Source organism: Cobetia sp. 10Alg 146, assembly GCF_029846385.1.
GTDB lineage: Bacteria > Pseudomonadota > Gammaproteobacteria > Pseudomonadales > Halomonadaceae > Cobetia > Cobetia marina.
Map to the genome: position 1 here is coordinate 365,948 of NZ_JARWKT010000002.1, position 17,859 is coordinate 383,806.

At 62.6% G+C, this 17,859-nt stretch carries 17 protein-coding genes; 4 read left to right on the top strand and 13 right to left on the bottom strand.

Translation table 11 applies throughout. The features are described from left to right. Window positions 1-54 precede the first annotated feature (54 nt). A complete protein-coding gene (locus QD172_RS04540; RefSeq protein WP_077372037.1) occupies window positions 55-636 on the top strand; it encodes a DUF2062 domain-containing protein in 582 nt (193 codons plus the stop codon). Between the two features lie 105 nt (window positions 637-741). Here the strand turns inward: QD172_RS04540 and QD172_RS04545 are convergent, their stop codons facing one another. Both QD172_RS04545 and QD172_RS04550 read right to left on the bottom strand, forming a co-directional pair. Beyond that, window positions 742-1,464, bottom strand: coding sequence for an ATP-binding cassette domain-containing protein (locus QD172_RS04545; RefSeq protein WP_077372034.1), 723 nt, complete (start codon window positions 1,462-1,464; stop codon window positions 742-744). A gap of 52 nt (window positions 1,465-1,516) precedes the next feature. Beyond that, window positions 1,517-2,761 carry a lipoprotein-releasing ABC transporter permease subunit gene (locus QD172_RS04550; protein ID WP_077373141.1) on the bottom strand — a complete coding sequence of 415 codons (1,245 nt, stop codon included), beginning with the start codon at window positions 2,759-2,761 and terminating at the stop codon, window positions 1,517-1,519. Window positions 2,762-3,006: 245 nt separating this feature from the next. Here QD172_RS04550 and QD172_RS04555 point away from each other — a divergent pair, with 245 nt between their 5' ends. The 3 genes from QD172_RS04555 (at window position 3,007) to QD172_RS04565 (ending at window position 6,060) form a co-directional block, all read left to right on the top strand. Further along, on the top strand, window positions 3,007-4,068 hold the full coding sequence (locus QD172_RS04555) for an agmatine deiminase family protein (RefSeq protein ID WP_279855121.1): 1,062 nt from the start codon (window positions 3,007-3,009) through the stop codon (window positions 4,066-4,068). Continuing rightward, a complete protein-coding gene (locus QD172_RS04560; protein WP_176502781.1) occupies window positions 4,068-4,988 on the top strand; it encodes a carbon-nitrogen hydrolase in 921 nt (306 codons plus the stop codon). The genes QD172_RS04555 and QD172_RS04560 overlap by 1 nt, the downstream gene beginning before the upstream one ends. 202 nt (window positions 4,989-5,190) lie before the next feature. After that, window positions 5,191-6,060 carry a DNA replication terminus site-binding protein gene (locus tag QD172_RS04565; protein WP_279855122.1) on the top strand — a complete coding sequence of 290 codons (870 nt, stop codon included), beginning with the start codon at window positions 5,191-5,193 and terminating at the stop codon, window positions 6,058-6,060. A gap of 49 nt (window positions 6,061-6,109) precedes the next feature. Here QD172_RS04565 and QD172_RS04570 read toward each other — a convergent pair whose 3' ends face one another. From QD172_RS04570 to QD172_RS04620, 11 genes are all read right to left on the bottom strand, one after another. Then, a complete protein-coding gene (locus QD172_RS04570; RefSeq protein ID WP_279855124.1) occupies window positions 6,110-6,475 on the bottom strand; it encodes a YrhK family protein in 366 nt (121 codons plus the stop codon). A 116-nt stretch (window positions 6,476-6,591) separates the two neighbouring features. After that, the gene (sthA, locus tag QD172_RS04575; protein ID WP_077372019.1) at window positions 6,592-7,983 is read right to left on the bottom strand and encodes a Si-specific NAD(P)(+) transhydrogenase; all 1,392 of its coding nucleotides are present in this window, start codon (window positions 7,981-7,983) and stop codon (window positions 6,592-6,594) included. A gap of 131 nt (window positions 7,984-8,114) precedes the next feature. Beyond that, on the bottom strand, window positions 8,115-8,366 hold the full coding sequence (nqrM, locus tag QD172_RS04580; protein WP_077372016.1) for a (Na+)-NQR maturation NqrM: 252 nt from the start codon (window positions 8,364-8,366) through the stop codon (window positions 8,115-8,117). Window positions 8,367-8,549: 183 nt separating this feature from the next. Beyond that, entirely contained in the window at window positions 8,550-9,620 is a 1,071-nt protein-coding gene (locus QD172_RS04585; RefSeq protein WP_279855125.1) for an FAD:protein FMN transferase, read from the bottom strand. 6 nt (window positions 9,621-9,626) lie between these two features. Next, on the bottom strand, window positions 9,627-10,859 hold the full coding sequence (nqrF, locus tag QD172_RS04590) for an NADH:ubiquinone reductase (Na(+)-transporting) subunit F (protein WP_077372013.1): 1,233 nt from the start codon (window positions 10,857-10,859) through the stop codon (window positions 9,627-9,629). Window positions 10,860-10,884: 25 nt separating this feature from the next. Next, the gene (gene nqrE / locus QD172_RS04595; RefSeq protein ID WP_077372011.1) at window positions 10,885-11,505 is read right to left on the bottom strand and encodes an NADH:ubiquinone reductase (Na(+)-transporting) subunit E; all 621 of its coding nucleotides are present in this window, start codon (window positions 11,503-11,505) and stop codon (window positions 10,885-10,887) included. A 1-nt stretch (window position 11,506) separates the two neighbouring features. Beyond that, on the bottom strand, window positions 11,507-12,175 hold the full coding sequence (locus QD172_RS04600; protein WP_077372008.1) for an NADH:ubiquinone reductase (Na(+)-transporting) subunit D: 669 nt from the start codon (window positions 12,173-12,175) through the stop codon (window positions 11,507-11,509). Between the two features lie 2 nt (window positions 12,176-12,177). Further along, window positions 12,178-12,960: a Na(+)-translocating NADH-quinone reductase subunit C gene (locus QD172_RS04605; RefSeq protein WP_077372005.1), complete on the bottom strand. Its 783-nt coding sequence runs from the start codon at window positions 12,958-12,960 to the stop codon at window positions 12,178-12,180. A 1-nt stretch (window position 12,961) separates the two neighbouring features. Then, on the bottom strand, window positions 12,962-14,194 hold the full coding sequence (locus QD172_RS04610) for an NADH:ubiquinone reductase (Na(+)-transporting) subunit B (protein WP_279855129.1): 1,233 nt from the start codon (window positions 14,192-14,194) through the stop codon (window positions 12,962-12,964). Further along, window positions 14,194-15,543, bottom strand: coding sequence for a Na(+)-translocating NADH-quinone reductase subunit A (locus tag QD172_RS04615; protein ID WP_084209148.1), 1,350 nt, complete (start codon window positions 15,541-15,543; stop codon window positions 14,194-14,196). Before QD172_RS04615 ends, QD172_RS04610 begins: the two co-directional genes overlap by 1 nt. Before the next feature lie 341 nt (window positions 15,544-15,884). Continuing rightward, complete coding sequence (locus tag QD172_RS04620; RefSeq protein WP_077371996.1) at window positions 15,885-17,333, bottom strand: glyceraldehyde-3-phosphate dehydrogenase; 1,449 nt, start codon at window positions 17,331-17,333, stop codon at window positions 15,885-15,887. Window positions 17,334-17,859 lie beyond the last annotated feature (526 nt).

The following is a 17,859-nucleotide window of genomic DNA, read 5'->3' on the forward strand; positions in this document are numbered from 1 at the left end:
GTCCCGGGGACATGTATGGATAATGGCCGGCGTTGAATGCCAAATGGCCAAGCCATGCCTCGTCGTCTACTCAAGCGGTTCATGCCGGAACCGGATGCCCTCAGGCGCAAGAAATCCCTGCGCTTCATGCATCACCTGATCGCCGACCCCGCGTTGTGGGCGTTGTCGCGTCGAACCGTTGCCAATGCGTGCATGGTGGGCTTCTTCTGTGCCTTGCTGCCGATCCCCTTCCAGATGGTGGTGGCTGCCTTCGGCGCCTGGGCGTTGCGCTGCAACCTTGCGCTCTCGGTAGGTCTGGTGTGGATCACCAACCCGTTGACCATGCCCGTGGTCTACTACGCGACCTATCGCGTGGGCGCCTGGATGCTCGATACGCCTGCCCGGGTGATGCCGGACCAGGTCTCCGCGGCCTGGTTCGCCAACCAGCTGGAAGATATCCTGCCGGCACTTGCGCTGGGCTCGCTGGTCAGCGCGGTGGTGGTCGCCTTGCTCGCCAACGTGCTGGTCCGGCTGCTGTGGCGTTATCAGGTCGTGCGCAGCTGGCGCAGCCGTCGCAAGGCGCGTCTGGCCGCCAGGCGTTGCACCAAGGCGCAGCGGTCCGACCAGAACGCTGCCCCGGATACCGACAAGTCCTGAAGGCTGACGACGCCGCCCATGAAAAAGCCCCGCCATCTCTCGATGGCGGGGCTTTTGGCTTTCTGGCATGGCGTGAGGCAGACATCCGCCACTCAGCGGTGGAGCTCAGTCCTCGTGCAGCTTGCCGCCATCCAGGCGCAGCACACGGTGCTGGTGCGCGGCCAGCCCATTGTCGTGGGTCACGATGATGAAGGCGGCCTGCGCTTCCCGAGCGATGTCATCCATCAGCTCCAGAATGCGCGCCGCCGTGGTCTGATCCAGGTTACCGGTCGGTTCATCCATCAGCACCAGGCTCGGGTCCGTCACCAGCGCACGCGCGATGGCGACGCGCTGACGTTCCCCCCCGGACAGCTCGCCCGGCTTGTGATCGGCGCGCGGCGCCATGCCGACACGCTCCAGCAGCTTGCGCGCCTTGACGGCGGCCTCGGCACGCTTGTGGCCCCGGATGATCAACGGCATCGCCACATTCTCTTCGGCGCTGAATTCCGCCAGCAGATGATGGAACTGATAGACGAAGCCGATGTGCTGATTGCGGAAGCTGCCCAGCGCCGACTCACTGAGTTCGGACAGGCGCTGGCCGGCCACCTTCACGATGCCCTGACTGGGATGATCCAGCCCGCCGAGCAGATTGAGCAGCGTGGTCTTGCCGGAGCCGGAGCTGCCGACGACGGCGACCCGCTCGCCGGCGTGCACGCGCAGCTCCAGTTCGTCCAGAACCTGCACCTTCTGGGGGCCTTCGTCGTAGCTGCGACTCAGGCGCTCACAGATCAACATCGGCTTGCCGTGAGCCAGGTCAGTCGCACGGGTGTCAGAAGCCGGGGTCGGCATGGCGGAGTCTCCAGCAGCAGAGCGGGATGATGCATCGGTCGATGTCGGTAGATCATTCATAGCGCAGCACCTCGGCCGGCTGGATGCGGGAAGCGCGCCAGGCCGGATAGAGTGTCGACAGGAAGCTCAGCACCAGCGCGGAGCCGATGATGACGCCCATGTCGGACAGCTCGAGACGAGACGGCAGATAGCTGATGAAGTAGACGTTGGGATCCAGGAACTGGATACCGAAGGTCGACTGCACCCAGGCGATGATGTCGGAGACGCTCAATGCCAATGCCACCCCGGCGATGGCGCCGATGATGATCCCCATCACGCCGATGGTCAGCCCCTGGACGATGAAGATGCCCATGATGCTGCCGGGTTTGGCCCCGAGGGTGCGCAGGATGGCGATGTCGGCGTGCTTGTCGGTCACCATCATCACCAGCGTCGAAACGATGTTGAAGGCTGCCACGGCGACGATCACCATCAGCAGCAGGCCGATCATGTTCTTCTCCATCTGGATGGCGGCGAACAGGTTGCCGTGGGTACGCTTCCAGTCCATGCCGCGATACTGCGGCCCCAGCTGGCTGATGATGTCACGGGTGACGGCATCGGCACTGAACAGGTCATCGAGTTTCAGGCGTACGCCCTGTACCTCGCCTTCCTTGAAGCGTGCCAGCTTGGCCATGTCCGAGATGTCGGTGTAGGCGAGACTGGCATCCACGTCCGCGCCGACCTTGAAGATGCCGGTCACCGTGAAGCGCTTGAGGCGCGGGAAGATGCCCCCGGGCGTGATGGAGGCCTCGGGCACCAGCAGCGTGACGCGATCCCCGACGCCGACCCCGAGATTGCGTGCCAGCAGCTCCCCCATCACGATGCCCCAGCTGCCCGGCGTGAGGTCTGCCAGACTTCCCTGCACCATGTGCTCACTGATGATCGAGACCTGGTCCTCCGCGGACGGATCGATACCGGTGACCAGCGCGCCCTTGTTGCGACCATTGGTGGTGAACATGCCCTGCTGCTCGATGTAGGGAGCGGCACCGACGACATGCGGCTTCTCGCGCAACATGCCGGCGAGCGTCTCCCAGTCGGTGACGCTGTCGCGCGCCTCGACCCGCACATGCGGCACCATGCCCAGTACGCGGGTACGCAATTCGTGGTCGAAGCCGTTCATGACGGACAGCACTAGAATCAGCACGGCCACGCCCAACGACAGGCCGAGCATCGAGGTCAGGGAAATGAAGGAAATGAAATGGTTACGGCGCTTGGCGCGGGTATAGCGCAGGCCGATCAGAAAGGGTAGGCGATCCAGCAGCATCGAAGTCGATTCCTTGGGTCAGGGTCGCGGGCCATGATACGCATTCCGCAGGCTCGGCGCATGGGGCCACAATCGCGCCCAGTTTGCCAGCCCTCGCATGAGAACAGCATGAACCGCCAGTCTCGAGTGTCTGGCCATATGACGCACGCAGGGGCTAGCGTCGACGCATGGCTCTGCTATCATCGCGCGCCGAGTCCGCGGTATCGCGGCATTACCGTCACTTCTTCATCAGGGAGATGCCCATGGCCACCCGTCTGCTTGCCGAATGGCACCCGCAGGATGCCATCCAGCTCAGCTGGCCCAGCCCCCACAGCGACTGGAACGAGATGCTCGAGAGCATCGAAGCCACCTGCGAGGCCATGGTGATCGCCATCAGCCGGTATCAGCACGTGCTGATCAGCGTCAGTGACGAGGCCACCCGCGAGCGCCTCACGTCACGCTTCGCCGGTTTCGGCGTGCCGGCCGAGCGTCTGCATCTGCATGTGGCGCCGCTGGATGACACCTGGACGCGTGACCACGGCCCCATCACCGTCGAACGTGATGGCCAGCCGGTACTGCTCGACTACACCTTCACCGGCTGGGGCGGCAAGTTCGAAGCCGCTCGTGACAACGCCCTGACCCGAGCGCTGGCCGCTCAAGGGGTCTATGCAAGCCCGGTGGAAAGTCGCGATTTCATTCTGGAAGGCGGTGGTATCGAGACGGATGGCCTGGGGACACTGTTGACCACCGAGGCCTGCCTGCTCAACGACAATCGAAATGCCGGGCTGAGCCGCGAGCAGGTCGAGGCACAGCTCACGGCTGATTTCGGTGTCTCACGCATCCTGTGGCTGGCCAATGGCCATCTGGAAGGCGATGACACCGACAGTCATGTCGACACCCTGGCGCGCTTCTGCGACCCGCGTACCATCGCCTACGTGCGTTGCGATGATCGCGACGACCCGCACTACCCGGCGCTCAAAGCGATGGAAGCCGAGCTGGAAGGCATGCTGGATGCCAATGGCGATCCGTACTTCCTGGTACCGCTGCCATGGCCGGATGCCTGCTTCGATCCCGAAGATGGCCATCGCCTGCCGGCGACCTATGCCAACTTCCTGATCATCAACGGCGCGGTGCTGGTGCCGACCTATGCCGATCGTCACGACATGATCGCGCTCAAGGCCCTGGCGGGCGCCTTCCCGGGACGTGACATCATCCCGGTCGACTGCCGCGCCGTGATTCGCCAGCATGGCAGTCTGCACTGCATGACCATGCAACTGCCCAAGGGCACCCTGGCCACCTCGAACCTCACTCAAGGAGCACTGTGATGACCACTTCCCGCCGTACACTCAAGGTCGGTGTCGTCCAGCAGCAGGGCTGGCCCGACAAGGATACGAGCCTGGCGGCCAGCGAGGCGGCCATCCGCCGCCTGGCAGCCGGCGGTGCTGAGCTGGTGATGCTGCAGGAGCTGCATGCCAGCCACTATTTCTGCCAGACGGAAGACACCGCGATCTTCGATCTCGCCGAACCCCTCGAGGGCCCGACCACCCAGCGCCTGGCCGGTCTGGCCGCTGAACTCGGTCTGGTCATCGTCGGCTCCATCTTCGAGCGCCGCGCGGCGGGCGTATATCACAATACCGCCGTGGTGCTCGACAAGGCCGATGGCCTGGTCGGCACCTTCCGCAAGATGCACATCCCGGATGATCCCGGCTTCTACGAGAAGTTCTACTTCACGCCGGGTGATGCGCCCAGCGCACAGTCGCCTCGCCGCGGTTTCGAGCCCATCGATACCTCGGTGGGCCGCCTGGGCGTGCAGGTCTGCTGGGATCAATGGTACCCGGAAGGCGCGCGGCTGATGGCACTGGCCGGTGCCGAGATGCTGCTCTATCCCACCGCCATCGGCTGGGACCCGCGCGATGATGAGGCCGAGCAGACGCGCCAGAAGGATGCCTGGACACTGATCCAGCGCAGTCACGGCGTCGCCAATGGCGTGCCGGTGATCGTCGCCAATCGGGTCGGCCATGAAGCGGACCCGACGCCTGCCAGCGAAGGAATCCAGTTCTGGGGAGGCAGCTTCGTGTGCGGACCCCAGGGCGAGCTGCTGGCGCATGGCGGCACCGAGCCCGAGGAGTTGCTGGTCGAGGTGGATCTGGCGCGTGGCGAGGACGTGCGCCGCATCTGGCCCTATCTGCGTGACCGCCGCATCGATGCCTATGGCGATCTCACCGAACGCTATCGCGATCGCTAGACGCAAGGTCGCGATCAGCTCCTGAGGAAGCCGCGTGTTTCTTGACGACGCTTCCCGCCCGGGAGATGCCAGCCATGCCACGAGGCGCCCTGCGGGGCGCCTCGTGTTGTATCCGCACGCTTGTCTTTCCCGCCAGGCTGCGCTAAACAGGATAACGCGATAAAAAGAGTGTATCCCTCAAGCGCCAACCAGGACGCGGACCATGCCCGAATATCAGCTGATGGCCAGAATAGAGGCGGCCTTCGATGAACAGATCAGCGCAGCCGAACAGGTCATCACTGCCGTCGCGGAGGAGAATTCGCCGCTGTGGCGGCTGGATGGCGGCCATGCCGATCTCGATTGGCTACGGCTCGCGCTGCAGGATGTGTGGTATCAGGATGGGCAGGATGGGCGTGTCACCCGCCCCTATCTGGGCGTGGTGGCGGCAGGCCCGCAGGTGATCCAGGCGGTCTGCGCCCTCAATCTGGCCAAGGAGCATCTGGCGGGACTGTTTGCCGAACTGCGTGAGGCGTATCCCGATCAACTCGCGGAGCTCAAGGCCATCCTGCCCTTCCGCCACCCCGGCCTCAACCAGCACCTGAAGGGCGATGGCCTCGCTCGTCTGCATCTGAAGCAATGCTGGCGGCGCGTACCGGTCGCGGAAGCAGCGGTGGCGCGAGTGCGTTTCGCCTGGTACAGCTCCGGACGCTCCATTCAGCGCGTCAGTGTGCCGGAGTGCGAGGCGATGCTGATGAAACTGGATACCGAGGCCGATCACGTGCGCCTGCAGCTCAGACTGCTGGCGGGCCTGCCCTCTGACGAGATACTGGCACGCATCCAGCCTCAGGCGCCGCTGATGCGCGCCAATCTCTTCTATCGTGAGCCGGTCTTGCGCGAGGATGGCGAGCTGCGCACTCGCCGCGCGATGAACGTCTCGCTACCGCTGTTCCTGCCCCACGATGACCTGCGCCTTCCGGCGCTCAACCAACCCTCACCGACCCCGCCCGCACAGCGCACACGCGCCAGACGCGGAGATGTGCGCATCGAGGACACGCCCTTTCTCAAGAGCCTGCGCGTGCATCGCTATCGCTGATCTCTAGAGCCGGAGAGCCAGTGAGACAGACAGACTGTGAAGTCGCCTGCTAGAGTTCCAGCCCTGATTCCGGCAGGCGCTTGAGGTGCATGCGGCGCGCCAGGCGAATCAACGGCTTGAGCGTCAGCTGCAGCGAGCCGATCACGAACAGCCAGATCCCCAGCGTCATCCACTCATCCCAGAAGAAGCACACGCTGCCGATGGTGAACAACAGGCCCAGCACCAGCTCGTTGATGATGCTGGCCAGCTCGTAACGGCGGTGGATGACCAGCTCCTCATGCCCCAGCCTCAGGGTCAGGACCGTGGTCGGATCATCCTGCAGCGCCCTGCGTGAATGATTGCTTGGCTGCCGAGTGTCGCTTGCCTGCGAGCTGTTTTCCTGCGTGCCGCTTTCCCCGCAATCATGCTGCTGCATGCGTCATTGCCCTCAAGGTTCGTCAATGGAAAGGTCCCTGCGAGAGCCCCGGATACGACAAGGCCTCGACACCAGAGATGTCGAGGCCTTGTGAACCGCTTTCAAGCGCAGCGTAATCAGAACAGACGATTCAGCCCGTTCATGGCAGCGACCCGATAGGCTTCCGCCATGGTCGGGTAGTTGAAGGTGGTATTGACGAAGTACTTGAGCGTATTCGCCTCACCTTGCTGCTGCATGATGGCCTGGCCGATGTGCACGATCTCGGACGCCTGATCACCGAAGCAGTGGATGCCGAGGATTTCCAGCGTGTCGCGATGGAACAGGATCTTGAGCATGCCGACGGTGTCGCCGGTGATCTGGGCGCGTGCGGTGTCCTTGAAGAAGGCCTGCCCCACTTCGTAGGGAATGCGCGCTTCGGTCAGTTCGCTCTCGCCACGCCCCACCGAGCTGATCTCGGGGATGGTGTAGATGCCGGTCGGCACCTCATTGACGAACTTGAACTCCTCGCCCAGCAGATTGGCCGAGGCGAAGCGGCCCTGATCATAGGCAGCAGAGGCCAGGCTCGGCCAGCCGATGACATCGCCCACGGCATAGACGTGGTCCAGCTCGGTGCGGTACTGATCATCGACCGTCAGCTGACCACGACCATTGGCCTGCAGACCGATGTTCTCGAGGCCGAGGCTGTCGGTGTTGCCGGTGCGCCCATTGGCCCACAGGAAGGCGTCCGCACGCAGCTTCTTGCCGGACTTGAGGTGCACGACCACACCGGACTCATCGCCCTCGATGCGCTCGTATTCCTCATTATGGCGCACCAGCACGCCGTTGTTGCGCAGGTGGTAGGACAGCGCGTCGGAAATCTCGTTGTCCAGGAACGACAACAGACGATCGCGGGTATCGATCAGGTCCACCTTGACGCCCAGCCCCGAGAAGATGGAGGCGTACTCGGACCCGATGACACCGGCACCGTAGATGATCAACGTGCGCGGCGTGTGCGACAGACCCAGGATGGTATCGGAGCAATAGATACGCGGGTGGCGGAAATTGACGTCTGCCGGGCGGTAGGGGCGCGACCCGGTGGCGATCACGACCTTCTCCGCGTGCAGCTCCTCGGTCCCTTCATGGGCATCACGCACCAGCACGGTGTGCTCGTCCTTGAAGCGCGCGGTACCGAAGAACACGTCGATGCGATTGCGAGCATAGAAGCGCGTGCGCATCTCGACCTGCTGCTCGATGGTACGACGCGAACGTTCCAGCACCTTGGGGAAGGAGAACCAGCGCGGCTCACCGATGTCGCGGAACATGCGATTGGTGTTGAACTCGATGATCTGCTTGACCGCGTGACGCAGGGCCTTGGAGGGGATGGTGCCCTTGTGGGTGCAGTTGCCGCCCACGGAGGACTGGGCCTCGATCACGGCCACTCGCTTGCCATGCTTGGCCGCATTGACCGCCGCGCTCTCCCCTGCCGGACCGGTACCGATCACGACCACATCGTAGTTGTAGACTGCCATGAGACTCGCTTTGCTCCTTGGTTGTTCGTAGGCCGGCCCTGACACGCCACACTCTGCTCAGGGAGAGAATGGCATGCCAGGGCCGGCGGCTGGCCTTGCGGCCGGCGGGCTCTGAGTCATCAGAGCAGAAATCAGCGACGCGGGGCTTCGTAGGCCAGATCACTGGCCGGCTTGCCGCCGCTCTCGGCCATCAGACGCTGGCGCTCCTGCTCCTTCTCGCACTCGTCATCCTTGCCGCCACAGATATCACAGCCATCCTTGAGCCCGAGGTTGTTGAGGCCGCCGCAGGAGCCGGCGATCGGCTTGCGCCCCATCAACACCCCGACAGCCATCGCGCCGATCAACAGCAGCATGGCGGCGAACACCAGTAACCAGATAGTCATGTCATTTCTCCCGGGGCATGGCCCCATGTTGGCCCACTGTGACCGACCCGACTCGACCGCCACATCGGTACCCGCCCTGACGGGAGGGTGCCGATGCATCGTGAGTGGCAGGCCCGGTCAGGGGCGTGTCACGACAGGTGGCAGCGGATCACGTCCTCCCCGTCTGCCTGACGGCAGACAGGCTCAGACGCTGGATTCCCCTACGGGCTTCGTGTCGCCTGTCGCCGGCGCGTCCTTCAGATAGGGCGCGAATGCCGGACTCCAGGACTGCTTGAAGCCACCATCCGTTTTGACAATGAAATAGGCGGCAATGTTCTCGCGTCTTGCGATGGCCATTGCCTTCTCGGCGCCAAGCACGTTGAGTGCCGTGGCCCAGGCGTCCGCACTCGCACAATCTGGCGTGATGACCGTCACCGATGCCAGGGAGTGCTGAATGGGACGACCGGTACGCGGATCGATCGTGTGTGAGTAACGTACGCCGTCCTGCTCGAAATAGTTGCGATAGTCACCGGAAGTCGCCACGGCAGCATTGCCGGGGTCGATGATCCGCTGCACGGAACGCTCGAAGGACTTCGGCGCTTCGATGGCGATACGCCACGGCTTGTGGCCGGGCTTCTCACCCTTGACGCGGATCTCGCCACCGACCTCGACCAGATAGTTCTCGATGCCATTGGCCTCGAGCACATCGGCGACTCGATCCACCCCATAGCCCTTGGCGATCCCCGACAGGTCGGCATACACCGGCTTGCGCTTGATCACCGTATTGCCATCGAGCTCCAGCGCCAGATGATCGACCTTCTCGAGCGCCTGCGCGATCTGTGCATCACTCGGTGCCTTGTCGAGACGCTCATCCGGGCCAAAGCCCCACAGATTGACGGCCGGGCCGACGGTGATGTCAAAGGCACCCTCGGAGCGCCTGCCGATATCCTGCGATTCGGCCAGCACCTGCGCCAGGCCATCCGACAGCGTGATCGGCGTATCCAGCGGTGCCTGATTGAGCTTCGAGAGCTCCGAGGTGTCCTTGTAGGTCGACATCTGCCAGTCGACCTTGTCCAGCGCCTCGACGCTCGCCTGCTTGAGTGACGCCACCTCATCGACATCCAGATCCCCTGCCACCGTGACATGGAATCCGGTGCCGAAGATGGGACCGGCAAAGCGATGCAACTCAGGGTTGCTGGAATTTTCACAGCCTGCAACCAGCAGGGCCAGCCCCATGAGGGCCGGCCCTGCCAGTCGTCTTGCGACGCGTGACATCATCGATCAACCACCGAAGTCATCGAGCAGGATGTTCTCCGGCTCCACACCCATGTCGGTCAGCATCTTGACGACGGCGGCGTTCATCATGGGCGGCCCGCACATGTAGTACTCGCAGTCCTCAGGGGCCGGGTGGTCCTTGAGGTAGTTTTCGTACAGGACGTTGTGGATGAAGCCCGTCGGGCCTTCCCAGTTGTCCTCAGGCTGCGGATCAGACAGCGCCAGGTGCCACTCGAAGTTCTCGTTCTCTTCGGCCAGCTGGTCGTATTCCTCGTTGTAGAACGACTCGCGCATGGAGCGCGCACCGTACCAGAACGACATCTTGCGCTTGGAATTCAGACGCTTGAGCTGATCGAAGATATGGCTGCGCATCGGCGCCATGCCGGCACCGCCACCGATGAAGACCATCTCGGCGTCGGTATCCTTGGCGAAGAACTCACCGAACGGCCCCATCACGGTCACCTTGTCACCCGGCTTCAGCGAGAAGACATAGGTGGACATCAGCCCCGGCGGATGCTGGGAATTCGGCGGCGGAGTGGCGATACGGATGTTGAACTTCAGGATGCCGTACTCTTCCGGATAGTTCGCCATGGAGTAGGCGCGGATGACCGGCTCTTCGTTCTTGTGCTGAACGTTGAACAGACCGAACTTCTCCCAGTCACCACGATACTCTTCTTCGATATCGAAGTCGGAGAACTTGATGTCGTAGGCCGGCGCTTCCAGCTGCACGTAACCGCCGGCGCGGAAGTTGACTTCCTCGCCTTCCGGCAGCTGCAGGTTCAGCTCCTTGATGAAGGTCGCGACGTTCGGGTTGGCGGTCACGGTGGTTTCCCACTTCTTCACACCGAAGATCTCTTCCGGCACTTCGATCTTCATGTCCTGCTTGACCGGGACCTGGCATGACAGGCGCCAGCCTTCCTTCTTCTCACCCATGGTGAAGTGGGATTCCTCGGTGGGCAGGATGGAGCCGCCGCCCTCCTCGATCCGACACTTGCACTGGGCACAGGAACCACCGCCACCACAGGCGGAGGACAGGAAGATGCCATTGGCCGCCAGGGTCTGCAGCAGCTTGCCGCCGGCCTGGGTGGTCAGGGTGTTGGCGGGGTCGCCATTGATCTCGATCTGGACGTCACCGCTCGAGACCAGCTTGCTGCGTGCCGCGAGAATCACGAGCACCAGGCCGATCACGACCACGGTGAACATGACGACGCCGAGCACGATGATGGAGGTATCTACCATTTCGATTTCCTTATGCTCGGTTGCGTTACAGCTGGACGCCGGAGAAGGACATGAAGCCCAGCGACATCAGGCCAACGGTAATGAAGGTAATGCCGAGACCCTGCAGGCCAGCCGGCACGTCAGAGTACTTGAGCTTCTCGCGGATACCGGCCAGTGCGGCGATCGCCAGTGCCCAGCCGAAGCCGGCACCCACGCCATAGATCACGGACTCGCCGAAGCTGTAGTCACGCTGCACCATGAACAGGGCCGCACCGAGAATCGCGCAGTTGACCGTGATCAGCGGCAGGAACACGCCCAGCGCGTTGTAGAGCGCCGGCACGAACTTGTCGAGGAACATCTCGAGGATCTGGACGATCGCCGCGATGACGCCGATGTAGGACAGGTAACCCAGGAAGGACAGGTCGATGCTTTCCGCACCTTCCAGACCGGTCCAGGTCAGCGCGCCTTCACGCAGCAGATAGTTCAGGATCAGGTTGTTGACCGGGACGGTCACCGCCAGCACGACGATGACGGCCACGCCCAGACCGATCGCGGACTGGATCTTCTTGGACACCGCCAGGAAGGTGCACATGCCCAGGAAGAAGGCCAGCGCCATGTTCTCGACGAACACGGCCTTGATGAACAGGCTCAGGTAGTGTTCGAACATGTTACACGGCCTCCTTGATCTTGGTGTTGGCGGTAATCTTGTACTCCGCCTTCTCGACCTGCTCCGGATAGACGCTGCGCAGCACCCAGATGAACAGACCGATGACGAAGAACGCGGACGGCGGCAGCAGCATCAGACCATTCGGGATGTACCAGCCACCGTCGTTGACGGTCTGCAGGATGGTCACGCCGAACAGGGAGCCGGAACCGAACAGCTCACGCACGAAGCCGACCACCAGCAGGATCACGGTGTAGCCGAGACCGTTGCCGATACCGTCGATGAAGCTCATCGCCGGGCCATTCTGCATGGCGTAGGCTTCCGCGCGGCCCATCACGATGCAGTTGGTGATGATCAGACCGACGAAGACCGACAGCTGCTTGGAGGTCTCGAAGGCGAAGGCCTTGAGCGACTGATCGACCACGATGACCAGCGAGGCGATGATCGTCATCTGCACGATGATGCGGATGGACGACGGGATGTGATTGCGGATCAACGAGATGAACAGACTGGAGAACGCCGTCACCAGTGACACTGCGATCCCCATGATCAGGGCGGTGTTCATCGAGTTGGTCACCGCCAGCGCGGAGCAGATACCGAGGATCTGCAGCGCGATGGGGTTGTTCTTGAAGATCGGCGTCGTCAGGACACCTTTAGGAGTTTCGGCTGCCATCATTACGCTCCTTTGACGTCGCGGAACTGGGTCAGGTACTTGGCGAAGCCATTCTCACCCATCCAGAACTGCAGCAGGTTGGTCACGCCGTTGCTGGTGAGGGTAGCACCTGACAGGGCATCAACCTGGTACTTGGCATCCGGAGATGACGGATTGACACCGCCCTTCTTCAGGTGCACTTCCGGGTCCATGCTGTCTTCGGGATAGATCTTCTTGCCATCCCACTGGGCCTTCCACTTCGGGTTGTCGACTTCGCCGCCCAGCCCCGGAGTTTCCCCCTGCTGATAGAAGGACAGACCCACCACGGTGTTGCCGTCACCCTTGAGTGCCAGGTAGCCGTACATCATCGACCACAGGCCGTTGCCACGCACCGGGACGATGATCTCGTCCGGCTGCTCGACATCACCGACCAGATAGACCACCGAGTACTGCTCACGACGCTTGATGCCCGGCAGATCCTCGTCACCGGACAGGGTACGTGAGGTGGCCGGGTCCTTGGACATCTTGGCCTGGTCGTACTTTTCCGGATCGATGTCGTCAACGTACTCACCGCTGTTCAGGTCGACGACCTTGGCGGTGACCTTGTCACGGAACTGCTGGCCGACATCCTCGCCCGGCTGCAGCAGCTCGGCGACCGCGAGGATGTTGCTCTTGCGGTCCAGCTCGGCATTGGTCATCTGCATCGGACGCAGCACGACCGCTGCGGTGGATACCACCACCGAGCAGACGATGCACAGCCCGAGCGCGACGCCGAGGGTCTTCTTGATGGAATTGTTGCTGGCCATGTCAGGCGGTCTCCTCGTTCGCGATGCCGGCAGCCTCGCGCTTGACGCGGCGCTTGATGTTGGCCTGCACGACGAAGTGGTCGATCAGCGGGGCGAACAGGTTGGCGAACAGGATCGCCAGCATGATGCCCTCCGGGAAGGCCGGGTTGGCGACACGGATCAACACGGTCATCACGCCGATCAGTGCACCGAAGATCAGCTTGCCCTTGTCGGTCATGGAAGCCGAGACCGGATCGGTGGCCATGAAGACCATGCCGAAGGCGAAGCCGCCGATGACCAGATGCCAGTACCACGGCATCGCGAACATGGCATTGGTGTCACTGCCGATGGCGTTGAACAGCGCCGAGGTCGCGACCATGCCCAGCAACACGCCCAGCATGATTCGCCAGGAGGCGATGCGCGTCCACAGCAGTACCGCCGCGCCGAGGAAGATGGCCAGCGTCGATACCTCACCCAACGAGCCCGGAATGAAGCCCAGGAAGGCATCGGTCCAGCTCATCTGCTGCATCAGGGCGCTCATGCCGTCCTGTGCCGCGGTGGACAGTGCGGTCGCACCGGTATAGCCGTCAGCCGGCACCCACACCGCGTCACCGGAAATGCTGGCCGGATAGGCGAAGTACAGGAAGGCACGACCGGACAGCGCCGGGTTGAGGAAGTTCTTGCCGGTACCGCCGAAGACTTCCTTGCCGATCACCACACCGAAGGTGATGCCGAGCGCGACCTGCCACAGCGGGATGGTGGCCGGCAGCGTCAGCGCGAAGAGCACGGAGGTGACGAAGAAGCCTTCGTTGACCTCGTGACCGCGACGCATCGCGAACAGCACTTCCCAGAAGCCGCCGACCGCGAAGGTCACCAGATAGATGGGCAGGAAGTAGGTGGCCCCCAGGATGAAGTTGGCCCACACGCTGCCCGCATCATGGCTGCCCGCCAGCATCATGACGATGGCTTCACGCCAGCCGCCCAATGCACTGTAACCGCCAGCGATGGCCTCGTTGGCCTGCAGACCGGCGTTGTACATGCCGAAGAACATGGCCGGGAAGGTACACATCCAGACCGTGATCATGATGCGCTTCAGGTCGATACCATCACGCACGTGCGCGGTGGAACGCGTGACACTCGCCGGCGCATAGAAAATCGTGTCCACGGCTTCGTAGAGCGCGTAGAACTTCTCGTACTTGCCACCCTTGTGGAAGTGCGGCTCCAGGTTATCCAGAGTCTGTCGAATACCCATCATCAGACCTCTTTCTCGATCGTGGTGAGGTTGTCACGCAGGATGGGACCGTACTCGTACTTGCCCGGGCACACATAGGTGCACAGTGCGAGGTCCTCTTCATCAAGCTCCAGGCAGCCAAGCTGCATGCCGGTCTCGATATCACCCACGATCAGCGAGCGCAGCAGCTGCGTCGGCAGAATGTCCAGCGGCATGACCTTCTCGTACGCCCCCACCGGCACCATGGCACGCTCGGAGCCATTGGTGGAGGTGTTGGGACGATAGTCACGCAGACCGGTCAGCTTCGACAGGTAGATACCCAGCACCGAGTGACGATTGGCACCGGTGGACAGCCAGCCCATGAAGGCACGCTTGTTGCCTTCTTCCAGCAGACTCACCTGAGTGTGATAGCGGCTGACGAAACGCAGCGCCCCTTCACAGGTCAGACCGGAGAACACGGAACCGGAGATCACACGGGTATCTTCCGGCTGCTCGACTTCCCCCTTGAGCAGTTCTTCAGTGCTCGCGCCCAGACGGGTACGCAGCAGGCGGGGCTTGGTGGCACGCGGGCCACCGACGGCGATGACACGCGTGGTGTCCAGACGCCCTTCCGCCAGCAGGGTACCGATGGCGACGACATCCTGATAACCGACATGCCAGACATGACGTTTCAGGCTGACCGGTGCGAGATGATGGATGTGCGTACCCGGCAGACCTGCCGGGTGCGGGCCCTTGAAGGACTCGCTGACCACGCCGGCCACATCGCCGCCCGGGATATCCGCGCCCGGTGCCTGGCACAGGAACACCTTGCCTTCGGTCAGACGCGTCAATGCGACGAGACCCTGACGGAACGCAACTTCCTGCCCCTTGAGCACCACGGCCGGATCTGCGGCCAGCGGGTGGGTATCGATGGCGGTGACGAAGATGGCTGCCGGGGTGGCATCCAGTGCCGGCACACGCGAGAACGGGCGGGTACGGAATGCCGTCCACAGACCGGAGTCGACCAGCTGGTCGACCACGACCTGACGCTCGAGACCGGCCAGCGCCGCCTCGCCATGCGCGGTGAATTCCACCGCTTCGCCCTGCGCATCGGTCTCGATGACCACGGACAGAAGCTTGCGCTTCTCGCCACGGTTGATCTCGACCACGGTCCCGGCAGCAGGCGCGGTGTAACGGACGCCCGGGGTCTTCTTGTCGGTGAACAGGAGTTGCCCCAGTTTCACCTTGTCCCCTTCACGGACTTCCATCGTCGGCTTCATGCCGACGTAGTCAACACCCAGGATCGCTACGCGACGAACGGGCTGCGCATCCTCGATACGCTGCTCCGGCGCCCCGGCGATGGGGAGATCCAGGCCACGTTTGACTTCGATCATAGACTCGCCCAATTGTCGGATCTGATGTTGTTCAGGAAAGATCACGCATCAATGACACGCCTCGAGGCCGACATACGGCCAGGCAACCTCGCGAGATTCGCGTTTCAGTTGATGTGAATGCTTTTCTTATCAGACGGTTGGAGGTGTAGCCCAGAGATTGGACCGGCCCAAAAAAATCCGCCTCATTATAAAGATGCGAGCCCCGAAAGACCATACGACACTAAAGTGGTGAGGGCATTCAACACGCCAACGCCCCTGCCATCGAGGACGGCAGGGGCGTTGTATTGACAGGCATTTTTTCCTCACCGTGCGTGAATCACGCCATGGCGCGACCCATTGCCTCAGCGAGTGGGGAAATAGCTGAAACGCACGTTGGACATGTGCTGCAGGATACGCACGACCTGGCAGCTGTAACCGAACTCGTTGTCATACCACACATACACGACGGCCTGCTTGTCGGTGACGATGGTCGCCTGACCATCGACGATGCCGGAATGACGGTTGCCGACGAAGTCGGAAGAGACCACTTCACAGGAATCGACGTAGTCGATCTGCTTCTGCAGTGAAGAGTGCAGAGAGGCCGTGCGCAGGAAGTCATTCATGCGCTCGGCGTCACTTGCGGTGTCCAGCGTCAGATTGAGAATCGCCATCGAGACGTTGGGTGTCGGCACGCGGATCGCGTTGCCGGTCAGCTTGCCGGAAAGCTCCGGCAGCGCCTTGGCGACGGCCTTGGCGGCACCGGTCTCGGTCAGCACCATGTTGAGTGCCGCCGCGCGACCGCGACGGTCCCCGCTGTGGAAGTTGTCGATCAGGTTCTGGTCGTTGGTATAGGAGTGGACCGTCTCCACATGCCCCTGACTGACGCCGTATTCGTCGTGCAGCACCTTCAGTACCGGCACGATGGCGTTGGTGGTGCAGGACGCCGCGGAGATGATGCGATCATCGTCACGGATGTCGGTGTGGTTGACGCCATAGACGATGTTCTTCAGATCGCCCTTGCCCGGAGCGGTGAGCAGCACCTTGGCCACGCCCTTGCACTCGAGGTGCTGCCCCAGTCCGGCCTCGTCGCGCCACTTGCCGGTATTGTCGACCACGATGGCATTGTCGATGCCGTGCGCGGTGTAATCGATCTCGGACGGCGAGTTCGCGTAGATGATCTTGATGTAGTTGCCATTGACGATCAGCGCCGAATTCTCCTGATCGACCGTGATGCTGCCCTCGAAGGGACCATGCACGGAATCACGACGCAGGAGGCTGGCCCGCTTTTCCAGATCCTCCTTGCTGCCACGCACCACGATGGCGCGCAGACGCAGCAGATTACCGCCACCGGCCTTCTCGATCATGATGCGCGCCAGCAGGCGGCCGATACGCCCGAAGCCATACAGGACGACATCCTTCGGGTCGCCGCCCATGCCGCCTTCGACGTAGCCACCGACGATCTCGGCAAGCTCGCGTTTTAGGAAGGCAGTGATGTCCGTCTCGTCGGAGCGCTTGAAGGCCACCGCCAGCTTGCCGATATCGACATGGGCCGGCCCGAGATTCAGCTCGATCATGGCACGCACCAGCGGGAAGGTGTCCTCGACGGACAGCTCCACCCCTTCCGCCTTGCGCACCCAACGGTGGTTCTTGAGGATACGCACCATGGAGCGGTTGATCAGCGAACGCCCATAGATGGAGGGCACGACATTGAAGCGACGATAGAGGTCACCCAGCAGCGGGATCATCTGTTCGGCGAGGGCTTCATTGTCTTGCCACTGCTTGAAACAGGCTTCGAGATTCTCTTTGCTCACGGAGGAATTCCTCTGACTGGCGAACGATAGGCGAACGCGGCAAGCGAGCTTGCAGCGTCGGACAAGGCCAGCTGAGTATGCGTAACGGGGGGCGGGGTCACAATGAAAGGATGGTCGCACGGAGGGTAGTAGTGCTACAGAATCAACGATTTGACTACAAGAGCCCTTCCTGAAGCACCGTCCGCATCCCGTGGAGGATCGCCGGACAAGCTCTTGCGAGATTCCGGGCCTCGCCACCGATGAAAAGGCCACGCCTCGCCCCCATGACAGGGAATGACTTGCTATCATCAGGCGCAGGGCATTGACGACACCGCCTCGGCAGCCCCGTCACGGCAAGGGGTTGGGTCTGCGACCATCAGAGCGGACCGTCAGAACGCCCCCTCCATGCTGGCTGCCACGAGGAGCGCCCTGCGCCGACCATTGCGCCTTCATCACCATCGCTCGCGCCGCCGCGGGCTTTCACCGTTTGGCGTGACTGGCGAGGAGCACCCCTCCCGCCGGTGAATCTTCCCGTGCGCCCAAGCCC

What these genes read in the sequence shown, in the direction of transcription:
- QD172_RS04540 (WP_077372037.1), top strand. Translation starts at nt 55, where the DNA reads ATGCCTCGTCGTCTACTCAAGCGGTTCATGCCGGAACCGGATGCCCTC.
- QD172_RS04545 (WP_077372034.1), bottom strand. Translation starts at nt 1,464, where the DNA reads ATGCCGACCCCGGCTTCTGACACCCGTGCGACTGACCTGGCTCACGGC.
- QD172_RS04555 (WP_279855121.1), top strand. Translation starts at nt 3,007, where the DNA reads ATGGCCACCCGTCTGCTTGCCGAATGGCACCCGCAGGATGCCATCCAG.
- QD172_RS04560 (WP_176502781.1), top strand. Translation starts at nt 4,068, where the DNA reads ATGACCACTTCCCGCCGTACACTCAAGGTCGGTGTCGTCCAGCAGCAG.
- QD172_RS04565 (WP_279855122.1), top strand. Translation starts at nt 5,191, where the DNA reads ATGCCCGAATATCAGCTGATGGCCAGAATAGAGGCGGCCTTCGATGAA.
- QD172_RS04570 (WP_279855124.1), bottom strand. Translation starts at nt 6,475, where the DNA reads ATGCAGCAGCATGATTGCGGGGAAAGCGGCACGCAGGAAAACAGCTCG.
- sthA (WP_077372019.1), bottom strand. Translation starts at nt 7,983, where the DNA reads ATGGCAGTCTACAACTACGATGTGGTCGTGATCGGTACCGGTCCGGCA.
- nqrM (WP_077372016.1), bottom strand. Translation starts at nt 8,366, where the DNA reads ATGACTATCTGGTTACTGGTGTTCGCCGCCATGCTGCTGTTGATCGGC.
- QD172_RS04585 (WP_279855125.1), bottom strand. Translation starts at nt 9,620, where the DNA reads ATGTCACGCGTCGCAAGACGACTGGCAGGGCCGGCCCTCATGGGGCTG.
- nqrF (WP_077372013.1), bottom strand. Translation starts at nt 10,859, where the DNA reads ATGGTAGATACCTCCATCATCGTGCTCGGCGTCGTCATGTTCACCGTG.
- nqrE (WP_077372011.1), bottom strand. Translation starts at nt 11,505, where the DNA reads ATGTTCGAACACTACCTGAGCCTGTTCATCAAGGCCGTGTTCGTCGAG.
- QD172_RS04600 (WP_077372008.1), bottom strand. Translation starts at nt 12,175, where the DNA reads ATGGCAGCCGAAACTCCTAAAGGTGTCCTGACGACGCCGATCTTCAAG.
- QD172_RS04605 (WP_077372005.1), bottom strand. Translation starts at nt 12,960, where the DNA reads ATGGCCAGCAACAATTCCATCAAGAAGACCCTCGGCGTCGCGCTCGGG.
- QD172_RS04610 (WP_279855129.1), bottom strand. Translation starts at nt 14,194, where the DNA reads ATGATGGGTATTCGACAGACTCTGGATAACCTGGAGCCGCACTTCCAC.
- QD172_RS04615 (WP_084209148.1), bottom strand. Translation starts at nt 15,543, where the DNA reads ATGATCGAAGTCAAACGTGGCCTGGATCTCCCCATCGCCGGGGCGCCG.